General features: G+C 41.4%; 18 protein-coding genes. 8 read left to right on the top strand and 10 right to left on the bottom strand.

Annotated elements, in window-relative coordinates; translation table 11 throughout:
* Nucleotides 1–63 precede the first annotated feature (63 nt).
* Both FTU06_RS06000 and coaE read left to right on the top strand, forming a co-directional pair.
* The gene (locus FTU06_RS06000) at nucleotides 64–882 is read left to right on the top strand and encodes an A24 family peptidase (protein WP_180055490.1); all 819 of its coding nucleotides are present in this window, start codon (nucleotides 64–66) and stop codon (nucleotides 880–882) included.
* A 9-nt stretch (nucleotides 883–891) separates the two neighbouring features.
* Nucleotides 892–1,494 carry a dephospho-CoA kinase gene (gene coaE, locus FTU06_RS06005; RefSeq protein ID WP_180145506.1) on the top strand — a complete coding sequence of 201 codons (603 nt, stop codon included), beginning with the start codon at nucleotides 892–894 and terminating at the stop codon, nucleotides 1,492–1,494.
* Between the two features lie 14 nt (nucleotides 1,495–1,508).
* Here coaE and FTU06_RS06010 read toward each other — a convergent pair whose 3' ends face one another.
* From FTU06_RS06010 to FTU06_RS06020, 3 genes are all read right to left on the bottom strand, one after another.
* Nucleotides 1,509–2,429, bottom strand: a complete 921-nt coding sequence (locus FTU06_RS06010; protein WP_168378261.1) for a DMT family transporter — start codon at nucleotides 2,427–2,429, stop codon at nucleotides 1,509–1,511.
* Between the two features lie 8 nt (nucleotides 2,430–2,437).
* Nucleotides 2,438–3,196: a 23S rRNA (guanosine(2251)-2'-O)-methyltransferase RlmB gene (gene rlmB, locus FTU06_RS06015; protein WP_168378207.1), complete on the bottom strand. Its 759-nt coding sequence runs from the start codon at nucleotides 3,194–3,196 to the stop codon at nucleotides 2,438–2,440.
* 177 nt (nucleotides 3,197–3,373) lie between these two features.
* Nucleotides 3,374–3,697 (bottom strand): pyrimidine/purine nucleoside phosphorylase, encoded by a 324-nt coding sequence (locus FTU06_RS06020; protein WP_067763086.1) that lies wholly within the window; start codon nucleotides 3,695–3,697, stop codon nucleotides 3,374–3,376.
* Between the two features lie 598 nt (nucleotides 3,698–4,295).
* Between FTU06_RS06020 and recN the strand changes: the two genes are divergently transcribed.
* Entirely contained in the window at nucleotides 4,296–5,957 is a 1,662-nt protein-coding gene (gene recN, locus FTU06_RS06025) for a DNA repair protein RecN (RefSeq protein ID WP_180145509.1), read from the top strand.
* 61 nt (nucleotides 5,958–6,018) lie between these two features.
* Here the strand turns inward: recN and FTU06_RS06030 are convergent, their stop codons facing one another.
* Complete coding sequence (locus tag FTU06_RS06030) at nucleotides 6,019–6,744, bottom strand: hypothetical protein (RefSeq protein ID WP_180110460.1); 726 nt, start codon at nucleotides 6,742–6,744, stop codon at nucleotides 6,019–6,021.
* A 308-nt stretch (nucleotides 6,745–7,052) separates the two neighbouring features.
* On the opposite strand from FTU06_RS06030, the gene FTU06_RS06035 reads away from it, so the two are divergent.
* Together FTU06_RS06035 and ruvX are read left to right on the top strand one after the other, a co-directional pair.
* On the top strand, nucleotides 7,053–7,607 hold the full coding sequence (locus FTU06_RS06035) for a YqgE/AlgH family protein (protein WP_078189425.1): 555 nt from the start codon (nucleotides 7,053–7,055) through the stop codon (nucleotides 7,605–7,607).
* Entirely contained in the window at nucleotides 7,600–8,043 is a 444-nt protein-coding gene (gene ruvX, locus FTU06_RS06040) for a Holliday junction resolvase RuvX (protein ID WP_078192570.1), read from the top strand. Before FTU06_RS06035 ends, ruvX begins: the two co-directional genes overlap by 8 nt.
* Before the next feature lie 105 nt (nucleotides 8,044–8,148).
* Here the strand turns inward: ruvX and FTU06_RS06045 are convergent, their stop codons facing one another.
* Genes FTU06_RS06045 through FTU06_RS06055 form a run of 3 tightly spaced genes read right to left on the bottom strand, consistent with a single transcriptional unit; the run spans nucleotide 8,149 to nucleotide 11,485 of the window.
* The gene (locus tag FTU06_RS06045) at nucleotides 8,149–9,153 is read right to left on the bottom strand and encodes an HlyD family secretion protein (RefSeq protein WP_180062787.1); all 1,005 of its coding nucleotides are present in this window, start codon (nucleotides 9,151–9,153) and stop codon (nucleotides 8,149–8,151) included.
* Nucleotides 9,154–9,186: 33 nt separating this feature from the next.
* Nucleotides 9,187–9,393, bottom strand: coding sequence for a DUF1656 domain-containing protein (locus FTU06_RS06050; RefSeq protein ID WP_180036125.1), 207 nt, complete (start codon nucleotides 9,391–9,393; stop codon nucleotides 9,187–9,189).
* The gene (locus FTU06_RS06055) at nucleotides 9,386–11,485 is read right to left on the bottom strand and encodes an FUSC family protein (protein ID WP_180145512.1); all 2,100 of its coding nucleotides are present in this window, start codon (nucleotides 11,483–11,485) and stop codon (nucleotides 9,386–9,388) included. Before FTU06_RS06055 ends, FTU06_RS06050 begins: the two co-directional genes overlap by 8 nt.
* Before the next feature lie 463 nt (nucleotides 11,486–11,948).
* Here FTU06_RS06055 and FTU06_RS06060 point away from each other — a divergent pair, with 463 nt between their 5' ends.
* Nucleotides 11,949–12,725 (top strand): IclR family transcriptional regulator, encoded by a 777-nt coding sequence (locus FTU06_RS06060; protein WP_180062785.1) that lies wholly within the window; start codon nucleotides 11,949–11,951, stop codon nucleotides 12,723–12,725.
* Nucleotides 12,726–12,955: 230 nt separating this feature from the next.
* Here FTU06_RS06060 and FTU06_RS06065 read toward each other — a convergent pair whose 3' ends face one another.
* Nucleotides 12,956–13,582, bottom strand: coding sequence for an alpha-ketoglutarate-dependent dioxygenase AlkB (locus FTU06_RS06065; RefSeq protein ID WP_078192573.1), 627 nt, complete (start codon nucleotides 13,580–13,582; stop codon nucleotides 12,956–12,958).
* Between the two features lie 172 nt (nucleotides 13,583–13,754).
* Between FTU06_RS06065 and FTU06_RS06070 the strand changes: the two genes are divergently transcribed.
* On the top strand, nucleotides 13,755–15,551 hold the full coding sequence (locus FTU06_RS06070; protein WP_078189432.1) for an ABC transporter ATP-binding protein: 1,797 nt from the start codon (nucleotides 13,755–13,757) through the stop codon (nucleotides 15,549–15,551).
* Nucleotides 15,552–15,608: 57 nt separating this feature from the next.
* Here the strand turns inward: FTU06_RS06070 and phoU are convergent, their stop codons facing one another.
* On the bottom strand, nucleotides 15,609–16,325 hold the full coding sequence (phoU, locus tag FTU06_RS06075; RefSeq protein ID WP_078189433.1) for a phosphate signaling complex protein PhoU: 717 nt from the start codon (nucleotides 16,323–16,325) through the stop codon (nucleotides 15,609–15,611).
* Nucleotides 16,326–16,408: 83 nt separating this feature from the next.
* Nucleotides 16,409–17,764 carry a TolC family outer membrane protein gene (locus FTU06_RS06080; RefSeq protein WP_180145516.1) on the bottom strand — a complete coding sequence of 452 codons (1,356 nt, stop codon included), beginning with the start codon at nucleotides 17,762–17,764 and terminating at the stop codon, nucleotides 16,409–16,411.
* Between the two features lie 314 nt (nucleotides 17,765–18,078).
* Between FTU06_RS06080 and FTU06_RS06085 the strand changes: the two genes are divergently transcribed.
* Complete coding sequence (locus tag FTU06_RS06085) at nucleotides 18,079–19,065, top strand: hypothetical protein (protein WP_180004716.1); 987 nt, start codon at nucleotides 18,079–18,081, stop codon at nucleotides 19,063–19,065.
* Nucleotides 19,066–19,118: the final 53 nt, after the last annotated feature.

Consider the following 19,118-nt stretch of genomic DNA (forward strand, 5'->3'; position numbering starts at 1 on the left):
CCAAGAAAAGGAAATATTTTGTTTACTGATTATTTTAGCTACTTAATCAACAACCCAACTGCGATGTATATCGCAGTTGGGATTTTTAGTCTTTGCATCGGTAGTTTTTTGAATGTGGTGATTTACCGCACGCCGAAGATGATGGAACAAGAATGGCGCACAGATTGCCAACTATTTTTGCATCCAGACCAACCGATTATTGATGAAACCAAGATTACCCTGAGTACCCCTGCTTCAACCTGTCCAAAATGTAAAACGCCCATTCGTTGGTATCAAAACATTCCTGTCATCAGTTGGATTGTGTTACGTGGAAAATGTGGAAGTTGCCAAAACCCGATCAGTAGCCGTTATCCACTGATCGAGCTACTCACCATGGTCTGTGCGCTGATTGTTGTTGCAGTTTTTGGTCCAACCATCCAGATGCTGTTTGGTTTGGTGCTGACTTATGTCTTGATTGCCTTAACATTTATTGACTTTGACACCCAACTTTTACCTGACCGTTATACCCTTCCTTTGGCTGCACTCGGACTTGGCGTGAATAGCTATGCCATTTATACCTCTGCAACCTCAGCCATTTGGGGATATATCATCGGCTTCTTATGCCTATGGATCGTTTACTATTTATTTAAAATTATCACTGGCAAAGAAGGCATGGGCTATGGTGACTTTAAGCTTTTAGCTGCCTTGGGTGCATGGATGGGCCCTTTCCTGCTTCCACTGATTGTATTACTCTCTTCACTAGTGGGTGCAATCATTGGGATTATTTTGCTCAAAGTTCGTAAAGATAACCAACCTTTTGCATTTGGTCCCTATATTGCCATCGCCGGATGGATCGCCTTTTTATGGGGTGATCAAATTATGAAAATTTATTTGGGTCAGTAAGGTCGTTGTATGACATTTGTCTTGGGTTTAACAGGTGGTATTGGTAGCGGTAAATCTGCTGCAAGCAATTGGTTTGAACTCCAAGGCATTCAAGTCGTTGATGCTGATCTCGTTGCACGTGAGATAGTCGAACCTGGTCAACCCGCACTGAATCAAATTCAGCAACATTTTGGTGATTGGGTTTTACAGGAAAATGGTGAGTTAAATCGGCGCGCTTTACGTGAACATATCTTTAAAGATCCTACAGCACGTCAAGCACTTGAAGCCATTACCCATCCTGCAATACGCCAGTCCATTATCCAACAATTAAACGAAGCCACTAGCCCCTATGTCATCTTGGTTTCACCACTATTATTTGAAACCAATCAACATGAATTGACCAATCACACCTTGCTGATTGATGCCACAGAACAATTGCAAATTCAGCGTGCATCACAGCGCGATGGTCAAAATATCGAGCAAATCCAAAAAATTATTCAAGTTCAAATGTCACGTCAGGAAAAGCAAAAAATCGCCGATGATATCGTGCTGAATGATGGTCATTTAGATCATCTTTATGCGCAGCTTCGGCCCTTGCATCTCAAGTACTTAGCGCACGCTGAAAAAAACTAAATAAAAAAGCAGTCTTACTCAGACTGCTTTTTTTGTTGTTCGAGTTGCTGCTCTAGACTGTCCTTTCGCCCCAACCATTTCCACGGTTGAATCGCTCCAATCCCCATCCCGACCAATCCGCACACGATTGCAAAACTTAAAGGTTCATTTAGCAGCGGCACCGCTAAAATCGCAGCAATAAAAGGTGCCAAAGTTACGATGCTTCCGGCTTTAAATGCACCCAAGCGCTTGATCGCCTCTACATACGTTAAAGTCGCAATAATCACCACAAAAATACCGTGAAAGATGACTTGCCCAATGAGCTGCAGCGGCTCAGGATCGGACCAATGTTTAGGGAAAAATAGTAGGTAAATTGGCACAAATACCACGGCAGACCAAATCGCAACCCCCGCCATGGCATGCCAAGCAGAGAGCTTCCATTGTTTAAGCAATACCGTAAATATCCCCCACCAAATGGCACTGATAAAAAACAGCAAATCACCGAGACCAAACGCTACACCGGTTTCCACATACATCAAATAGCTCATTAAGCTAATGGCAGAGACCATAATCACTACACTGATCCAGGTATGCTTATCGAGTGGCTGCTTGAAGATCAGAAACGCGGCTATGGCCGTACATAAGGGAATACAACCATTGAGGAAGATTGCAGCATGGGCCGCAGGAGCATAATGAAATGCGCTATAGGCCGTTAAGCAATAGGTCACCCCACCGAGCATAGCGAGGATAAAAGGCTCTTTCTTCCATAAAAAAGCCGTATCTTTTTTATAAATCAAAATTGGCATTAAGATGCAAAATGCCAAAGCGAACCGGAGTGCTGTGATATCCCAAGCACTGATTCCCCAATTAGCACTTAAACGCGCCGTTAAGGTGAATCCTCCCCAAATACACATGGTAATGAACACATATAAATAACCTTGCTTTTGAGGAGACATCATCACTGCTATTTCAATTCATTATTACGTTGACGACATGCTTCATACAATGCCATACCTGTCGCGACACTGACATTTAGGCTTTGCAAATTTCCAGCCATTGGAATGTAAACAGTTTGATCACATTGCGCCTGAGTAATGGGACGCAAACCTGTATCTTCAGCACCCATCACCACACATACACCCGTACCTGTGAAGTCAAAATTTTGTATCGGCAAAGCTTTTTCATCTAGCATGGTGCCGACCACACGTACATTAAAGTCTTCTTTGATTTGAGCCAAGGTACGTGCCAAGTTCGTCACCTGAATAAACTTCACTTTTTCAGCACCACCTGCAGCCACTTTACGGGCTGTTGGGGTAAGTGTCGCTGAACGATCACGCGGTGCAATCACCGCTTCAACACCCATGGCTGCCGCTGTACGAATGCATGCACCAAGGTTATGTGGATCTGTAATATGATCTAATGCCAATAGCAACGCATTTGGATTGGCTTGTAATAAAGCCTCTAAATCTTTTTCGTTCAAAACTGGATGGGGGCGTACAGCAGCAACCACACCCTGATGGAACGGTTGTCCCGCAAGTTTTTCCAAACTATCACGACTAGCTTTTTGAATGCTGACACCAAACGGTTCTGCAAGCTCAAAAATACGTTTTAAACGCTGATCATCACGTCCTTTTAACGCAAATAAAGTTAAAACGCGTTCTGGCTCAAGTTCCAGTAATGACTCCACTGAATGAACGCCATAATAATATTCCGGTTTCGCCATGAACGACCTCTAAATTGCAAACTTCGATAAACTTTTGAACAGGGTATGATATCCCTAGAGCACAGCATAGGCTGCCAAAAACAAAAATCCTGCAAAGCAAGCTTTACAGGATTTATGCTATGACACATAGTTTAACCGATTTGAGGTTAAAAAACTTTGCCTAAATTGATTGAATCATTAGCCTTCTAAGTGGCACACATAATCCAACACTTCGTCTGTTTCAATTTTAAATCGGCTATTACCTGGCACGTAGAATGATTGACCCGCACGGAATAATTCGCTTTCTTCGCTATCTGCAATTTGAACACGACATTCTCCTGAAATAATTTCCATACGTTCAGGTACATGAGTTTCAAAAGTCAGCGCTTGTTCAGTTGGAAGCAACACACCCAGTGTTTTCTTTGTTCCATCTTCAAATTGCACAGTATGGCTGATGCATAGACCGCCAAAATAAACATTTGATTTTTTGATGACTGATACATGATCAAACTGTGCTGACATGCGTTTTCTCCAGATAAAGCATATTTATAATATTTTGATCGATGTAGTTTAATTGTGCTGCAAAAACTAATCAATCTGTGTTGAAAACTGTGCGATAGATAATTACAAAAATCTGAGTACCGGATGTGCCCCAATTTCATCCCACCACCTCAACATTTAGAGTCTAAAACAAGCTGTGCTGTTGTACAAAATACTTTTTTGTTTCATCCACTAAAGTCCTAGTTAGGGTTGATCGAAACGCTGCAAAATCATTTCAATAAAATATCAGCGTGGTGAATCATATTGGTAGATTTGAGTGACCAAATCATGACGTTTTATGGCAATAACACGCTAGATTAAATACAAGAATACATACACTAACGTGTTTTGTGAGGACTTGGCAGGATGTTGGATGGTTTCAGGTCAAGTTATGCAAGATCACCTACTCTTTGCATCACAACACTACGTGCATACAGCGGATACGAAACTAATTTCTTGTTAAACTGAAATTTAAGATAGAATTACGAGGTTTTTCGTCATCTTAAAATAAAACTTGTCTTGTGACCAAAACAAAACTTAATTATCTTTAACTAGAACTTTTCGCAGCTCGGATGCGTTTATGCTGACACATTTAACTCTGATCAATTTTGCATTAGCCGACCATTTAGCCATCGACATTGAACAAGGCTTTAATGTCCTGACGGGTGAAACGGGTGCAGGTAAATCTTTACTGCTAGACGCATTATCAGCTTGCTTAGGTGAACGTACAGACACCAACTATGTGCGCTATGGATCAGACAAAGCCGATGTAACAGCGACCTTTAGCTATCAAGAGCACAGTCCTGAAGCGCTTTGGCTCAAAGAACACGAATTGGATGATGAGTCTGGCGAAATCCATTTACGTCGCGTAATTTTTGCAACAGGTCGTAGTAAGGCATGGATAAATGGACGTCCGAGCAGCTTGTCCGAGTTAAAAGAAATTGGCCGCTTATTGGTACAACTTTATAGCCAACACAGCCAACAACAACTCTTAGAACCACCCTATCCAAAGCATTGGTTGGATCGTTATTATAATTTTTATCAGCCTGCTCAAGCCGTGCGTGATGCCTATAGCAAGTGGCAAAAGGACATTCGACAGCACCAAGCAGCTCTCGATGCCCAAGCCACACGTAAGCAACGGATAGAAACGCTTGAACTTCAATTAGAAGAACTTGAAGACCTTGTGCAAACGGAATACAAGGAAATCGAGCAAGAATTTGACCGTCTCAGTCATCATGAACATATCATGCAAGACTGTAGCTATGGTCTAAATGCCCTCGATGATGCCGAGCAAAATATCAATCAAGAAATGGGCGCGATCATTCGTCGAATTGAATCGCATGCAGGACGTAGTGAACAACTTTCTGAAATTTATACGTCGCTACTGAACGCTCAAAGTGAAATTGAAGATGCCACCGCAAATTTACGTCAGTTTATTGATCGTCAAAGTTTTGATCCTGAACGTATGGACGAATTAAATACCAAACTGGAAGTTTTTCATCGCTTAGCGCGTAAATATCGTACTCAGCCTGAAGATTTAAAACAAGAATACGAAGCGTGGCAACTTGAGTTAGAGCAACTGCATCAGCTGGAAGATCCTGAAACCTTAGCTGAACAAGTGGAAGTGTCTCATCAAGACTTTTTAGCCAAAGCACAGCATTTGGATGATATTCGTCGTGAAGCGTCTACCCCATTGGCGAAGCAGTTGACTGAACAAGTGAAGCAGCTCGCGCTCCCAGAGGCTCATTTTGAATTTAAATTTGAGCCTCTAGAACAAGCTTCAAGTGAAGGTTTAAGCTTTATTCAACTTCTGTTCACCGCAAACAAAGGGATTCCTGCTCAGCCTTTAGCACGCGTGGCATCGGGGGGTGAATTGTCACGTATTGCATTAGTCATGCAAGTGATGAATGCTGAAAAAACCGAATCCGAAGTGTTAGTCTTTGATGAAATTGATGTCGGGATCAGTGGCGGAACGGCAGAAATTGTCGGACGTTTGTTGGCTGATTTGGCACAGCATGTTCAAATTTTATGTATTACTCACCAAGCCCAAGTCGCTGCTCAATCTGACCAACATCTCCTGGTGAAAAAACGTCAAACGGATCCTGCAAGCAGTACCATTATCGAATTAGAAGAAGATGATCGGATTCAAGAGCTGGCTCGAATGACTGGTGGTGTGGAGATTAGTCAAACGACCTTACAACACGCAAAACAGTTGCGACAATTAAAATTTCAACATAGTTAATTTTTGATGCTTTCAAAAAAGCCTGTGTATTCAAAGTACACAGGCTTTTTTCTTAAATACACTATTTGAAAATCCCCTGATACACAAAGCCTTTTGAGCCCAAGCTATAGCGTAAATATTTATACTGCGGCTGATGTTGTTGATTGAGTAACATAACATCCACGTGTTTCGGACTGATTTTGAGATATTCATTACCGCTACGACGATCGGTTTCATAATGGCAGTCATAATCTACCGAGATTTGATCTAGTTTCTTTTGCTTAGTTTGAAATACATAAGATTTAAGTAACTGTTTTGGTCCAACTTCAACAGCTCTTAGATGATGTAGTCCACTGCAATTATCACCTTTATAATAACTCTTCACCAAATATACGGTTTTATTTTGGATGTTGACCGGCAAAATTTGATTGATATAGCCTGAGTCAAATTGATCTAAATGTTGCGTTTTTCCCGTTGCATATTGCACATAGCTGCTCCACTCCCCCATCGTGCCTCCGCCAGACACATCAAAACTATAAAATTTAAGTTTTTTATCTGGTGAATATTGCACATGAACAAAACCTTGCTTTTCGAGTTGCGTAAATCCGTAGTGAAAACTGCTCGGATCTGCCGCAATGACATCCACAATTTCACGTTCTATCGCTTCATTGACCTCATAAAAATTTAAGTTTTTATATTTTTTAATCACCTGAGATTCATGTTTTTGTAAGTCAGCGCTTCCTGCAAAGCCTGAAATAGGTAGGCTTGCACAGAGTGCCATCCCTATTATTTTTGAATAATGTGTCATTGTTTTACCCTCAGTTTATCCTGCTATTTTAAGCAATCTCAGTCATCCATCACGTATATCTTCTCCTCACTTTTGTACTGCTGTTGTTCAAATTACCAATCATCTCTTCACAATTCACCACATTGCAGACCTGCCTGCACGATGACGATTTTGATCATGCCCCTCACCGGTCGAGCATGACAAATATTGAATTTGCAGAAAAACTCATTGTTGAAAACTTGTGAGTCTAGTATGTTGATAAATACAACGTTATTCGAATGCAATTCACCCCAAAAATTAAACTTACCCCAATAAGGAGAAGCCATTAGGTGACTAAACAATACCTCACACACCGCTGCCTGATTGCTCCACCCGAAATGAACGATGAATTCTTTGCCAATACGGTGATTTATTTGGCTCGACATGATGAAGATGGCGCTCAAGGCATCATTATTAATCGTCCATCAGGTTTACAGATCAAAGAACTCTTGAATGATTTGGAAATTGAGGCAGATAATGTGCATCCTCATGAAGTGTTGCAAGGTGGACCTTTGCGCCCAGAGGCAGGTTTTGTTCTTCATACCGGTCAACCGACATGGCATTCGTCTATTGCTGTAGGTGAAAATGTTTGTATTACCACCTCTAAAGATATTTTAGATGCGATCGCACACAATGAAGGTGTGGGTCGCTATCAGGTGGCCCTAGGCTATGCCAGTTGGGGTAAAAGCCAATTAGAAGAAGAAATTGCTCGGGGTGATTGGCTCATTTGTGACTCAGACATGGATTTAATATTTAACTTACCTTATGACGACCGCTGGGACGCTGCCTATAAAAAAATGGGGGTAGACCGCATGTGGTTATCATCTGAGATTGGACATGCCTGATTTACCACAATATCAAATGATTATGGCTTTTGACTTTGGCACACAAAAAACAGGAATGGCTGTGGGACAAGCCCTGATTGAAAGTGCAAATCCCCTGCCACTCTTTCCCATGAAAGATGGCATTCCCAATTGGGATAATCTACTCAAGATTGTGAAACAGTATCAGCCGGATTTGTTCATCGTGGGTCTACCGCTCAATATGGATGATAGCGAATCTGAACTCTCCACACGTGCGCGTAAATTTGCACGACGCCTTCGCCACCAAACCAATATTGAAACCTTGATGGTCGATGAACGCTTAACGACACGTGAAGCGCGTGATGAATTAGATCATTATCAAGCCCAAGGCCGTGCGAAGAATCTTTCTGCCGACAGCCTTGCTGCAGCATTGTTTATTGAAAGTTGGTATCGAAATCCAGTTGGACTAAAACCTTAAGCGCTTTCAACAAATAGGCAAATAAAAAAGCATCCAAAAGAGGATGCTTTTTTATGCGCAAGATTGATCACTCAATGCTGCGCAAATGAAATGATTGGGGATAACTTAGTTTTTATCCACAATATGAATCGTGGTGGTTCGACCCGCGACAAAAGCCAACTGATCATGCGGCACTTCATCCAGTACAATTTTCACTGGTACACGCTGTGCCAAACGAACCCAACTAAAGGTTGGATTGACATTGGCCAGTAAACTATCAGTCGATGTACGTTCACGGTCTTCAATCCCTGTTGCAACGCCTTGTACATGGCCTTTATAAACTTCAGAACTTCCCATCAGTTGGACTGTTGCAGGTGCGCCAACATAGATTTTATCCAGTTTGGTTTCTTCAAAATATCCCACAACATACAATTGTTGACGGTCAATTAAGGCCGCTACGGCTTGGCCAACTTTGACGTAATTCCCTGCTTTGAGTTCAAAGTTAGACAATGTTCCATCAGTCGGTGCAACTACTTCCGAACGGTTTAAATTCAATTCAGCCAAATGCAAACTGCTATTCGCCGCTTCAATTAGGGCTTTTTGCTGCACCACACTGGCTTTGGCTTGCTCAATCGCTGCCTGAGTTTGCTCATGCTCTGCATGGGATTGATCACGTACTGCAAACATTTGATCTTGTTCTTGCTTTGAAATCGCACCGTCCATCAAACTTGCATAACGATTTGCATTTTTATCTGCAAGATTAATATTGGCTTGTGACTTCACTAGATTGGCTTTGGCTTCAGCAAGCTGCGCTTCAGCCCCTGCCAGTCCTGCGTTGGCTTTCGCCAGGTCAGATTTGGCTTGCTCAACATCCAAAGCTTGACGTGCCACATCTATACGAAACAGCACTTGGCCTTTTTTCACTTGTTGGTTGTCTTGAACTAAAACGTCTGTGACCAAACCTGAAACATCCGATGACACTTGAATCACATCACCACGTACCCGTCCATCACGCGTCCATGGTTCCGAATTGTAATATTCCCAAATATGTTTCAGCGCAAGTAATGCGCCACATAGCACGATTATCAACAATACAGGCCGAACATATTTTCGGACATTCAAATTGGTCATACGATTACCTCAATCATTTCATTTTTTAGGGGCTTAGAACTGGCAGAAAATAAAGATTTCATGCACCAGCCAAAGCAACATCACAAATACACCCAAATAAAAAATATTGGGCATCGGCACCCAATCTGGCGTCATCCATCGGTCAAGCAAACGCATGATGACCCGTAATAACAGATAGGCCAATACCGCTTGAATCAATAGAATGGGCACATAGACGCCATATACATTTAGCTCACCCATGTTGTGCCTCGACCTGTAAATGATTTGGAGTCTGCTGTGTTAGAACATGACAAAAACTGCTTTGAATATTGTTCAGTAAATACTGAATTCGATGCATAACATCGTCGTTTTCAATACCCTGAACGGCCTGATTCAATCGTTGAATTCGCTCTACAATTTGCTGTTTCAAGCTCATATACACATTCTTTTGCCCTTGTTCCATGGCCCGAAAATAGTCATCTAAATCCTGTTGTAACTCTTCGAGTTCGCTGACCAATGCATCATTCGGATCGAGTTTATTCATGAGTTCTTGTAAGCGGGTCAAATCAATCACCGCACTGGCTTCCACCAAAGCCCACTCGATCTGTTGTTTCAAATTTCCTGATTGCACCATTTTGCTGTTTAGGATGCCAATTCGGTCCAACATACTGCGTAAATGCACCCGAAACGGTAAGCCGTACGGCAGATATAAAGCCTGACGCAGTGCCTTATAATGCTGAGAAAGGATGCGTTGGGCCGTCATATCTGGTGACATTGCACGCACTAAATGAATAATAAACACCGAAATAATGGGTCCCAAAACCGTCCCAATCGATGCATCAAAGAAAAACACCTGATCGAGGCTAAAGCGGTTTTGAATATTCAGTCCCATAATCGCCCCCATCAGTAATGGCAAGCTAATTCCAATTAAAGGTGGATGTAAAAACAGCATCAGACAGAACATCACAAACGGTGCTAACACCACGATCAACTGCCAAAAGGCGGTCACATGCGGGAAAATGCCATAGGCGTAGATAAACACCATGAAAGCCGCATACATATTGGCTCGAATAAACATTTTCAATGCAGGAACAGGGTTATCCATTGCCGTTAAAATACAGGCACTGATCGCAGCCATTTCAGCCATCATAAATCCAGCTTTCCAACCACTAACGATCCAAAAACCCGTAGAAATTAAAATAATCAGACACGCAGACACTCCGCCACGAATAGCAACCCCCGCATCACGGTGCAAAGTCGGATAATGACTATTGCTCAAGGCGGTCAGTGTGGTTGGTAAAGTGGAGTCGCCTTGCTGTACCCGCTGCCAAAGCAAGCGAATCGCACGGATATTCTGAATAAAATGCCGAATATCCATTTTTAGACTACCCAAAATCACCTGCTGTGATGGCAATGCCTGTGTCTGAATGTGTTGAAAATCTTGCTCAAATTGTTCAGGTAATTGATTAAGTTCACTTTCCTCAATCTGATGTTGATCTAATAAAAACGCGGCAATATGTTCATGGGCTTGCTTGAGTGCCGTCCGATAATGTGTGTCTAAACCGTCTAATTGTTTCATCCGCTCAGACATGGCCACCAGGTTACTGACCAACAAACTCAACTGATGCAAGATTTCCTGCAACGGACGTGTCATGCCTTTTAAGGTTGATTTTTCATAAGACAAATGCACCGCCATGACATGTATATCCGCGATATCTCGTGCAATATTGCCGAGATTTTTTGAATAATTTTCTAGTTCGGCAGGCTCTAATAAAATCTGATCAAAAATTTCTTTGGTATCGGCAAAGGTTTTGCTCACCCGTGTTTCGACTGCAGGACCAATATGCATTGGAAATAATGTCGTAGTCACGATGGCACTACAGACCACACCCACCGTAATTTCGAGAAAACGCCCCAAGGCCATATCGAAGATCGAAGCGGTATCAATAAAATACACGACGTTAAAACAGATAATGACCGTGGTATAACCCGCCAACATGGAAACATAACTACGAGGCGTACGGTCTAGCAGTGACAAATACAAGCAAAACCCAACCCAAACAGCCAAAAACACTGTAAACAGTACTGGCATATGGATGAGATGTGGCAGTGCCACCACCGACACGGCCGCCCCTAAGAATGTTCCTAATACACGATACAAACTTTTTGAAGACATCATCCCTGAATATGGATTCGCGATCACGAAAACGGTGCCAATCGCCCAAATCGGATATGCCAAATTCAGTACAAAGGCCACATACAATGCAAGCATGCCCGCGATGAACGTTTTGGTCGCAAAAATCCAGTCCATTTTATTGGGCCGAAAAGCGAGCATTTGTTTCGTCAGCAGCATGATGGATCTCGGTGGTTTGCTTCTTTTTAGTGAAAACGGCCTCGTATCGAATGCTTAAACATTCGACAGCACAACCTGTATCACGGCACAGGAATGACTAGAAATTTCAATAAGTAAAGAAGCGATTCAAATCGTGTTTCAAACCATTTGAATACAAAAAGTAGTATGCAACATTGCCTGCGCATCGAACAGATGGGCAATATTTATTCAATATAGGATATTTTCATAGTAATTTTGCTAAAAAAACAAACCAAAGTCAATAAAAATATCTTATTTTGATAATTGACCTATATTTTAAATGCGTATTTCAATTTTTTATTATGCTTTTATCAGAATAACCCAAGAAACCCTGTGATATTTCAGATTTGTTTCATTTCCAGTGTAGAAAAGCGCAACATCAGGCCAAGCAATTTGTTATAAAGTAGCTTAACGATTCATTTTTATTGTGACCAAGCAGGTTCTTATGGCGCTTTCCAGTTTTGGTAAAATTCTCACCGTACTCGACTTATTTTCAGTTGCTCGTCCCATCATCAATGTCGACATTATTAGTGAAGAATTAGGCTTATCTAAACCAACGAGCTATCGCTATTTAAAAGAACTGGTTTCTGCTGAATTATTGCAGCGCCTCAGTGGGACTTCTGGCGATTACACACTGGGTTCAAAAATTGCTGTGCTTGATTTTATTTCTCGCACCACCGATCCATTGGTGCAAATTAGCATTCCCTTCATGAAAGAAATTGTGGAACGCACAGAGTCTTGTTGCTTATTGACGCATCTGAATATCGACTCATGTATTGATGTACATCATGAACTGTATAAGGACTATACTGCCTTGGCATATGGTCGAGGTAGCCCACGTCCAATGTACAAAGGCTCATCGTCTAAAGTGATTTTGTCGCAGTTACCTAAGCAACGGATTTTAGATTATTACCACCGTTTTGCGGACGAGTTATCTCAAGTTGGTTTTGCGCATAATGAAGAAGAATTTATGCTGCAAATGAAAAAGATTAAAAAGCAGGGTTATTATTTTTCCAATGGTGAAGTTGACCCGAATATGTCGAGCTTATCGATTCCGATTAAATTTTCCAGTAAAGAACCCCCGCTTGCTTTGACCCTATTGGCGTCTAAAAATCGTTTTGAATTTATGAACTTTCAAAAAGTCGTAGAAATGATGCAAGACTGTACAGCGCGTATTGAGAAAAAATACAGCAGTATGATGGAAGAATCGGACGCCATTTAAATCTGATCAGTTTGCGCACAACTGATGCGATGTTGTAAAGATGATATTTAATTAATCTGATAAATTCATATTATTAATTGAATTTATTAATTATAAATTCCAGAAAGATTATCATAATATGATTATTGTTCTTTAGCAGTCATCTCAATCATGTGTTCCATGATTTCAGTTGATTGTCGCTATACTCTTCCTCAGAGAAAGAAAAAAGCTCATCTAGATATGGGCTTTTTTTACGGCTGTTGATCATAGAAATAACGAAAGGTTAAATTCACCCTCGGCTCGGTCACTTTCATCGACTTCATTAGGGCATGTTTCCAATACCGTTGGGTTTTCCCACGCATCACAATCAACTGTCCACTTTGCAGTAAAAGCTGTACTTTCTCTTGAGTGCTTTTATGTTTAAAGCAAAACTTTCGGCTTGCACCAAAACTCAAAGATGCGATCACCACCTGCTGTGTGGGTGAAAGCAAAGATGGCTCATCATCACTATGCCACCCCACCGCTTGCGTACCATTTTCGTATAAATTGGCCAAACAGGAATTAAACGTCTGACCCACCCGTTGCTCAATATATTTCTTTAAGCGCAGTAAAGCCGGATTCCAGATCAATGCCTGCTTTTGCATGCCTGAATAGTGATACTCATAATGAGCATCTCCATACCAAACCACTTTTCGTTCCGTTTGAAAATACTGTCCATGCAAAATGACTTCATCATGCTGCCAAGCCAACTGCGTGAGGAAATAGCGTAAATATTTTTCACTGTCTTCAGCATTGAAGATCAATCCATAATCTTCAACTTCACCATCATAGGGCAACAGATTTGCATGCGGTTCAGGCGTAAATAATTCAAAATTCATCGGTTCAACTCAACACTGTTTGGCACAGCAGCGTGATGCTGATGTCGTGAGCACATTTAAAAAATATCTTAGCCGAAAAACTCTCGTCACAAATCAAAACATTGTCATTACTTGTCGCATAGAATTTTCAGTCTTAGACTAAAGCTCATATTCACAATAAAAATAATTGCTTATGAATCTGTGGCAACTTTTCCAAAAATTACGCCCATTCGTACAGCCATACCGCTGGCTGGTGGTCGTGACGCTGATCTTGACCTTAATTGGCTCACTCACGGCACAGGTGAATGCCCTGACACTCAAATATGCCGTAGACAGCATCAATCAGCTTTTACAACAAGGCCTCGGTCTAGCCAATGGTTGGCACATATTAATCACAATCACCGTAGTTTTACTGGGAAAAGAAGTCATCAATGCCATCGTGCAATTTGGACAAAAATCGTTTGGTGAAAAATTACGTATTTTAATTTCTCAGGATTTGTCCCAAGGCATTATTGAAAAATTTATCACCTATCGATTGGCATTCTTCGATCAACAAGACAACCAAGCAGGTAAGCTCCAAACTCGAATTGATCGGGGTGTCAGCTCGCTCACACGACTGGTTCAAATCTTTTTTATTGATATTTTACCGCTTTTTACCAGTGCGATTATTGCACTGGGCTTAATGTATTATGCCAATGTTTGGGTTGGCGTGGTGGCCACAATTATTGTGCCGATTTATTTTTGGCTGACCTTTAAACAATCACAAAAACTGGCAGGCAAACGCCGTGCCCTACGCGATAATTTTGAAAAGAAAAATCAGGGTATTCTGAGTATTATCAACTCGATAACGGTCATTAAATCTTTTAACAAAGAAGCCGTCGAATCGAAAAAGCAATTAAATCTGCAAAAGTCGCTGACTGAAAACCAGATGCAGACACGGCAAACCAGTTATATCTTTGACGGACTCAAAACCTTTATTGAACAGGTCGGTGTGGTACTGATCATCATTCTGACAGCCTATTTTGTTTTGGATGGGCAAATGAGTATCGGGATGATTATGTATCACGTGTTGTTATTTAATAATGTCTCTGCCCCGATTCGCTCGCTGCATCGTATCTATGATGAAATTAACTCTGCGATGATTTATTCGGAAAGCTTCTTTAATATCTTAGAAGCGGATCATGAAATTGAAACCAGTGGCACTGCTCAACCTCCGATTCAAGGTCAATTTGAATTGAGCAATGTCGACTTTAGCTATCCCAATGGCTTTCAGGCATTGCACCGCATCAACATGACCATCCAACCGAACAAAATCACCGCGTTGGTTGGTTTATCTGGCGCTGGTAAATCGACATTAATTAGCTTACTGGATAAGTTTTATCATCCTCAAGCGGGCAATATCAAACTCGATGGCATCGATTTAGAACAGATTGATACACAGTATTTACGTGAAAATATTGGTTTGGTATTGCAAAAAAATCATATTTTCCCAGGTTCAATTTTTGAAAATATTCGCTATGGCAAAAGTACAGCTACAGAGCAAGAAGTCTTTGATGCGGCAAGGAAAGCCTCGATCCATGATCAGATCTTAAAACTGCCACATGCCTATGAAGCCGATGCTTTACTGCTCTCAGGTGGACAGCAACAACGTATTGCCTTGGCACGCATGTTCCTGAAAAATCCGCCGATTATTTTCTTGGATGAGCCGACTGCGAGTTTAGATGCGATCGCGGCTGAACAAATTAAAAATAGTCTGGATCAAATTAAGCAAGGGCGTACCGTTATCATGATTTCGCATAGTTTGTCGCAAATTATCGATGCCGATTACACCTATGTGATGAAAGACGGACAAATCGTAGAACACGGGGAGCATCATGATTTGTACCATCAAGAAGGTGCCTATAAGCAAATCTTCGATGCGATGGCGAAAAGTTTAAATATTGACAAAATCGCCCGGACTTTTGAAGAAGATGAAGAAACACATAGTTAATTTAGACCGAAAAAAGCCCATCATTTGATGGGCTTCGTTCATCTTGATGTTAATCAATTAACGCTGAACTTTTTGCTCAATTTCTTCAACACTGGTGTGACGGACATCTAGACCTTTCACCATATAAATCACTTGTTCAGAGATATTTCGAGCATGGTCACCAATACGTTCAAGTGAACGCAGCACCCAAAGTACATTCATGACCCGAGTAATGTGGCGTGGATCTTCTATCATATACGTCATGAGGGTACGGGTTGCCGATTGGTACTCGCGGTCAATATCAGCATCGGCCAAAAGGACACGTAAAGCCTGATCTACATCCAAACGTGCAAAGGCATCAAGCGCATCATGAATCATCACGCGGACTTGGTTGCCAATATGACGTGTTTCCATATAACCACGCGGTGACCCCCCCTCTTCACACAAGCTTTGTGCAATACGGGCAATTTTTGCCGCTTCATCACCAATCCGTTCTAAATCGGTGTTGGCTTTCGACATCGCAATCACCATGCGTAGATCAATCGCAGCAGGATGACGACGCGCCAAAATTAGGGTAAGCGCTTCATCAATTTCAGTTTCCATACGGTTCACCGTATTGTCTTGAAATTGAACATCAATCGCCATTGTTGCATCCGTATCCAATAAGGCATGAATGGCATTTGCAACCTGTTGCTCCACCAAACCACCCATGGTCATAAATTTGGTATGCACATCCTGCAACTCTTCATTGAATTGCGAAGAAATGTGATGATTTAAAACAGGATTATTAGGCAAAGCGAGTCTCCACTACAACGTGAATCGGCAGATTTTAGTGCCATATTAAAGCATATTGATTGTGAAACTTTTATGACCATGGATTATTTCTTTAGTAGGATCGATGGCTGATTTTTCTGATCGACCAACCATGCATTCATTTCCACTAAATCAGCTTCCGTTAATTTCCCAACGGAGGCTTTGAGTTGTAATACATGTATTAAATAATCGTACTTGGAATTTAAATAATCTTGACGGGCTGAAAAGGCATTACGCTGTGCCAGTAGCACATCAACCATAGTTTTCAGACCTTCCTGATACTGGGCTTGTGATGCTAAAGACACTTGCGCGGAAGAATCCATCGCGGCTTTACGTGCCTGTAATTTACTTTGATCCGTTTCGACTTGCATATAAGATTTTTTTACATCGGTTTGTGCTTTTCGAATTGCTGCATCCACCTGTGCTTGGCTTTTTTCAACATTGATCGCTGCTTGCTTAATGGATTTCTGTGTCCGTCCGCCATTAAACACATTCCAGTTCATTTCAATCCCCACCTGATCAAATTGACCATCTTGCGACATGATGGATTGTGGACTTTGCTTGTTATACCCATAGGTACCTACCGCTTCAATCTGAGGATATAAGGCAGCTTTTTCGACGCGTTTACCATCTTCCGCATAACGTTGTTGCATACGCGCTTGTAAAATACCTAGATTCTGCCCCTGAGCCAGTTCTTCCCACGCTTGCACATTGTTTGGAATCGGTTTTTCAAACTGAAAATCTTCACGTAACACCGCCAGATTTTCTCGATATGGCCCAATCAATTGCTGTAATTGTTCCTGCGCCAAAACCAATTGAACATTGGTCGCCATACGGTTGGCCCGCGCATTTTGATATTGAGCATTGGCTTCGCTGACGTCACTTTTTGCCACCAAGCCTTCTTTTAATTTAGCATTCATCATGCGCAGCTGTTCAGATAGCGCCTGTTCTTCTTGTAAGTTGGCAACCGTCAATGCTTGCTGACGTAGGACATTAAAATAAGCTTCAGAGACATTTAAAATATGATCTTGTTTTTGAATCCGCAGATTGATTTCACTTAAGTTAATTGAGGTCTTGACTTGCTTCAGCCCTTCCCATGCATCCCAACGAAAAATGGGCTGACGGGCAGTGAGCGCAATTTGTCTTGTTGTGGTGCTGTCTGGCATGATCAGCCCTGCTTGAGCGCCACTTTGGTTGGAATTTTGATTTTTTCGGGTCACATTTCCGGAGATTGTTACCGTCGGGAGTAAGTTCCCATTGGCAATCCCCAAATTCAATTTATCCGCTTCATATTGTAGTCTATTGGCTTGCCAATTGGGGTCTTCTTGTTTTGCACGTTCATAAGCTTGCACAAGATCTAGCGCACACGCCCATTGACTCGTGAAAAGCAAACAAAGACCCACCACAACTTTTTTGTTCATTTTTTTTGTAAATTCCTAATATTCAAATGCCCGAGATTGAATATTCAAGCCTAAAACTAAGCAGATACTAATCATATCCTTGCAAATTTCCGTATGATTTTTATTAATTTTTTATATCAAATGCGACAAAACCGGATAATTTCAGTCGTTTTCAGACACTACTCACAACGCTATAACAAAGAACTGTACAATAGTACACATATTGCACGTGTTTCATCTATAAAATAGTCGACATTCCATCGGACAATACCACTTATATAGCGCATCGAGTTCCTGTGTCAAAATTTTTTCAGCTGCCTGCAAAGTTTAGTGCAATGTTTTTATGTTTCAGTATGTTGAATGGATGCCAACAACAGCCTGAACCTCAACCTGCACCAGAGTTTCCCAACAATAAGACTGTTCAAAAAGAAGCAGTCGATTTGTCTTTGCTGTGCAAAAAACTTGAAAAAAACATGCTGGAAATAGACGATCAACGAACAACTTTCGCTTTAGAACAAATCAACCAAGATCTCAAAGTCTGCTTACCGCTATTAAAAGCGGACGAACAAAAAAAATTACTGCGTTTGTCCAATCAAATGTATCGCAACTTTTTACATGTTGAACGTACAGCTCAACAGCAAATGGCGTTCGAACAATTTGCCTTTGATATGGCTCAGCATCCCACCATTCAACAAAATCATTATGAGCAGCTCACTGCCCGAGATCAGTATTTACTGAAACATAAAGGCCAAGCTTATGTGGAGTTGTTCGATGCAGGTGAAGGACAATTACGCTATCGCCGCAGTCCTGAATATTTAGCCAAAATTTTTGCGCCTTATATGGAAGAATCCGAGCAAGTCTTTATTGAAAAACTGGCTGAACAAAATGCACAACCTGCCTTGCTGCAACAAAGTTTAGCCATTGAGCCACAAGAGATTGCGACACGTGCAATTTTTTGGGAAGACTATCTCAAACAATATCCAGATAGCCCCTACAAAAAAGATGCACAACAATTACTATATCAATATAGCCAGTTGTTATTTATTGGTTCGGCACATAGTCCAGTTTCCAATGACTTTTCAGACCGCCTCAGTATTCAAGCCAGTTCTTTAGAAGAAATTGAACGCTTGGCTCAATTAAAAAACTCCAAATTGGCAGATCAGGCGCGTTTATTTTTAAAATTATTAGATCAAAATACTGCTGCATCTAATCAGCGATCAGAAGCGCAGCTGTTGAATTTAATTGGTGTCCGCAATCCTGATCCGCATTATAAGAAAGACTGTTTTAGTGACGCCATCTGTGTAAATCAGTCCTCTACTTAGCCAATGCAAGTTCAATTGCACACGGGCCTAGCCAAAATTCTGCACTGCAAAAT

This window comes from Acinetobacter sp. YH12052, assembly GCF_013419835.1.
Classification (GTDB): Bacteria; Pseudomonadota; Gammaproteobacteria; order Pseudomonadales; family Moraxellaceae; genus Acinetobacter; species Acinetobacter amyesii.

What these genes read in the sequence shown, in the direction of transcription:
- coaE (WP_180145506.1), top strand. Translation starts at nt 892, where the DNA reads ATGACATTTGTCTTGGGTTTAACAGGTGGTATTGGTAGCGGTAAATCT.
- FTU06_RS06010 (WP_168378261.1), bottom strand. Translation starts at nt 2,429, where the DNA reads ATGTCTCCTCAAAAGCAAGGTTATTTATATGTGTTCATTACCATGTGT.
- FTU06_RS06070 (WP_078189432.1), top strand. Translation starts at nt 13,755, where the DNA reads ATGAATCTGTGGCAACTTTTCCAAAAATTACGCCCATTCGTACAGCCA.
- FTU06_RS06050 (WP_180036125.1), bottom strand. Translation starts at nt 9,393, where the DNA reads ATGGGTGAGCTAAATGTATATGGCGTCTATGTGCCCATTCTATTGATT.
- rlmB (WP_168378207.1), bottom strand. Translation starts at nt 3,196, where the DNA reads ATGGCGAAACCGGAATATTATTATGGCGTTCATTCAGTGGAGTCATTA.
- FTU06_RS06030 (WP_180110460.1), bottom strand. Translation starts at nt 6,744, where the DNA reads ATGACACATTATTCAAAAATAATAGGGATGGCACTCTGTGCAAGCCTA.
- FTU06_RS06080 (WP_180145516.1), bottom strand. Translation starts at nt 17,764, where the DNA reads ATGAACAAAAAAGTTGTGGTGGGTCTTTGTTTGCTTTTCACGAGTCAA.
- FTU06_RS06000 (WP_180055490.1), top strand. Translation starts at nt 64, where the DNA reads ATGTATATCGCAGTTGGGATTTTTAGTCTTTGCATCGGTAGTTTTTTG.
- FTU06_RS06065 (WP_078192573.1), bottom strand. Translation starts at nt 13,582, where the DNA reads ATGAATTTTGAATTATTTACGCCTGAACCGCATGCAAATCTGTTGCCC.
- ruvX (WP_078192570.1), top strand. Translation starts at nt 7,600, where the DNA reads ATGCCTGATTTACCACAATATCAAATGATTATGGCTTTTGACTTTGGC.
- FTU06_RS06045 (WP_180062787.1), bottom strand. Translation starts at nt 9,153, where the DNA reads ATGACCAATTTGAATGTCCGAAAATATGTTCGGCCTGTATTGTTGATA.
- FTU06_RS06060 (WP_180062785.1), top strand. Translation starts at nt 11,949, where the DNA reads ATGGCGCTTTCCAGTTTTGGTAAAATTCTCACCGTACTCGACTTATTT.
- FTU06_RS06085 (WP_180004716.1), top strand. Translation starts at nt 18,079, where the DNA reads ATGTTTTTATGTTTCAGTATGTTGAATGGATGCCAACAACAGCCTGAA.
- recN (WP_180145509.1), top strand. Translation starts at nt 4,296, where the DNA reads ATGCTGACACATTTAACTCTGATCAATTTTGCATTAGCCGACCATTTA.
- FTU06_RS06020 (WP_067763086.1), bottom strand. Translation starts at nt 3,697, where the DNA reads ATGTCAGCACAGTTTGATCATGTATCAGTCATCAAAAAATCAAATGTT.
- FTU06_RS06055 (WP_180145512.1), bottom strand. Translation starts at nt 11,485, where the DNA reads ATGCTGCTGACGAAACAAATGCTCGCTTTTCGGCCCAATAAAATGGAC.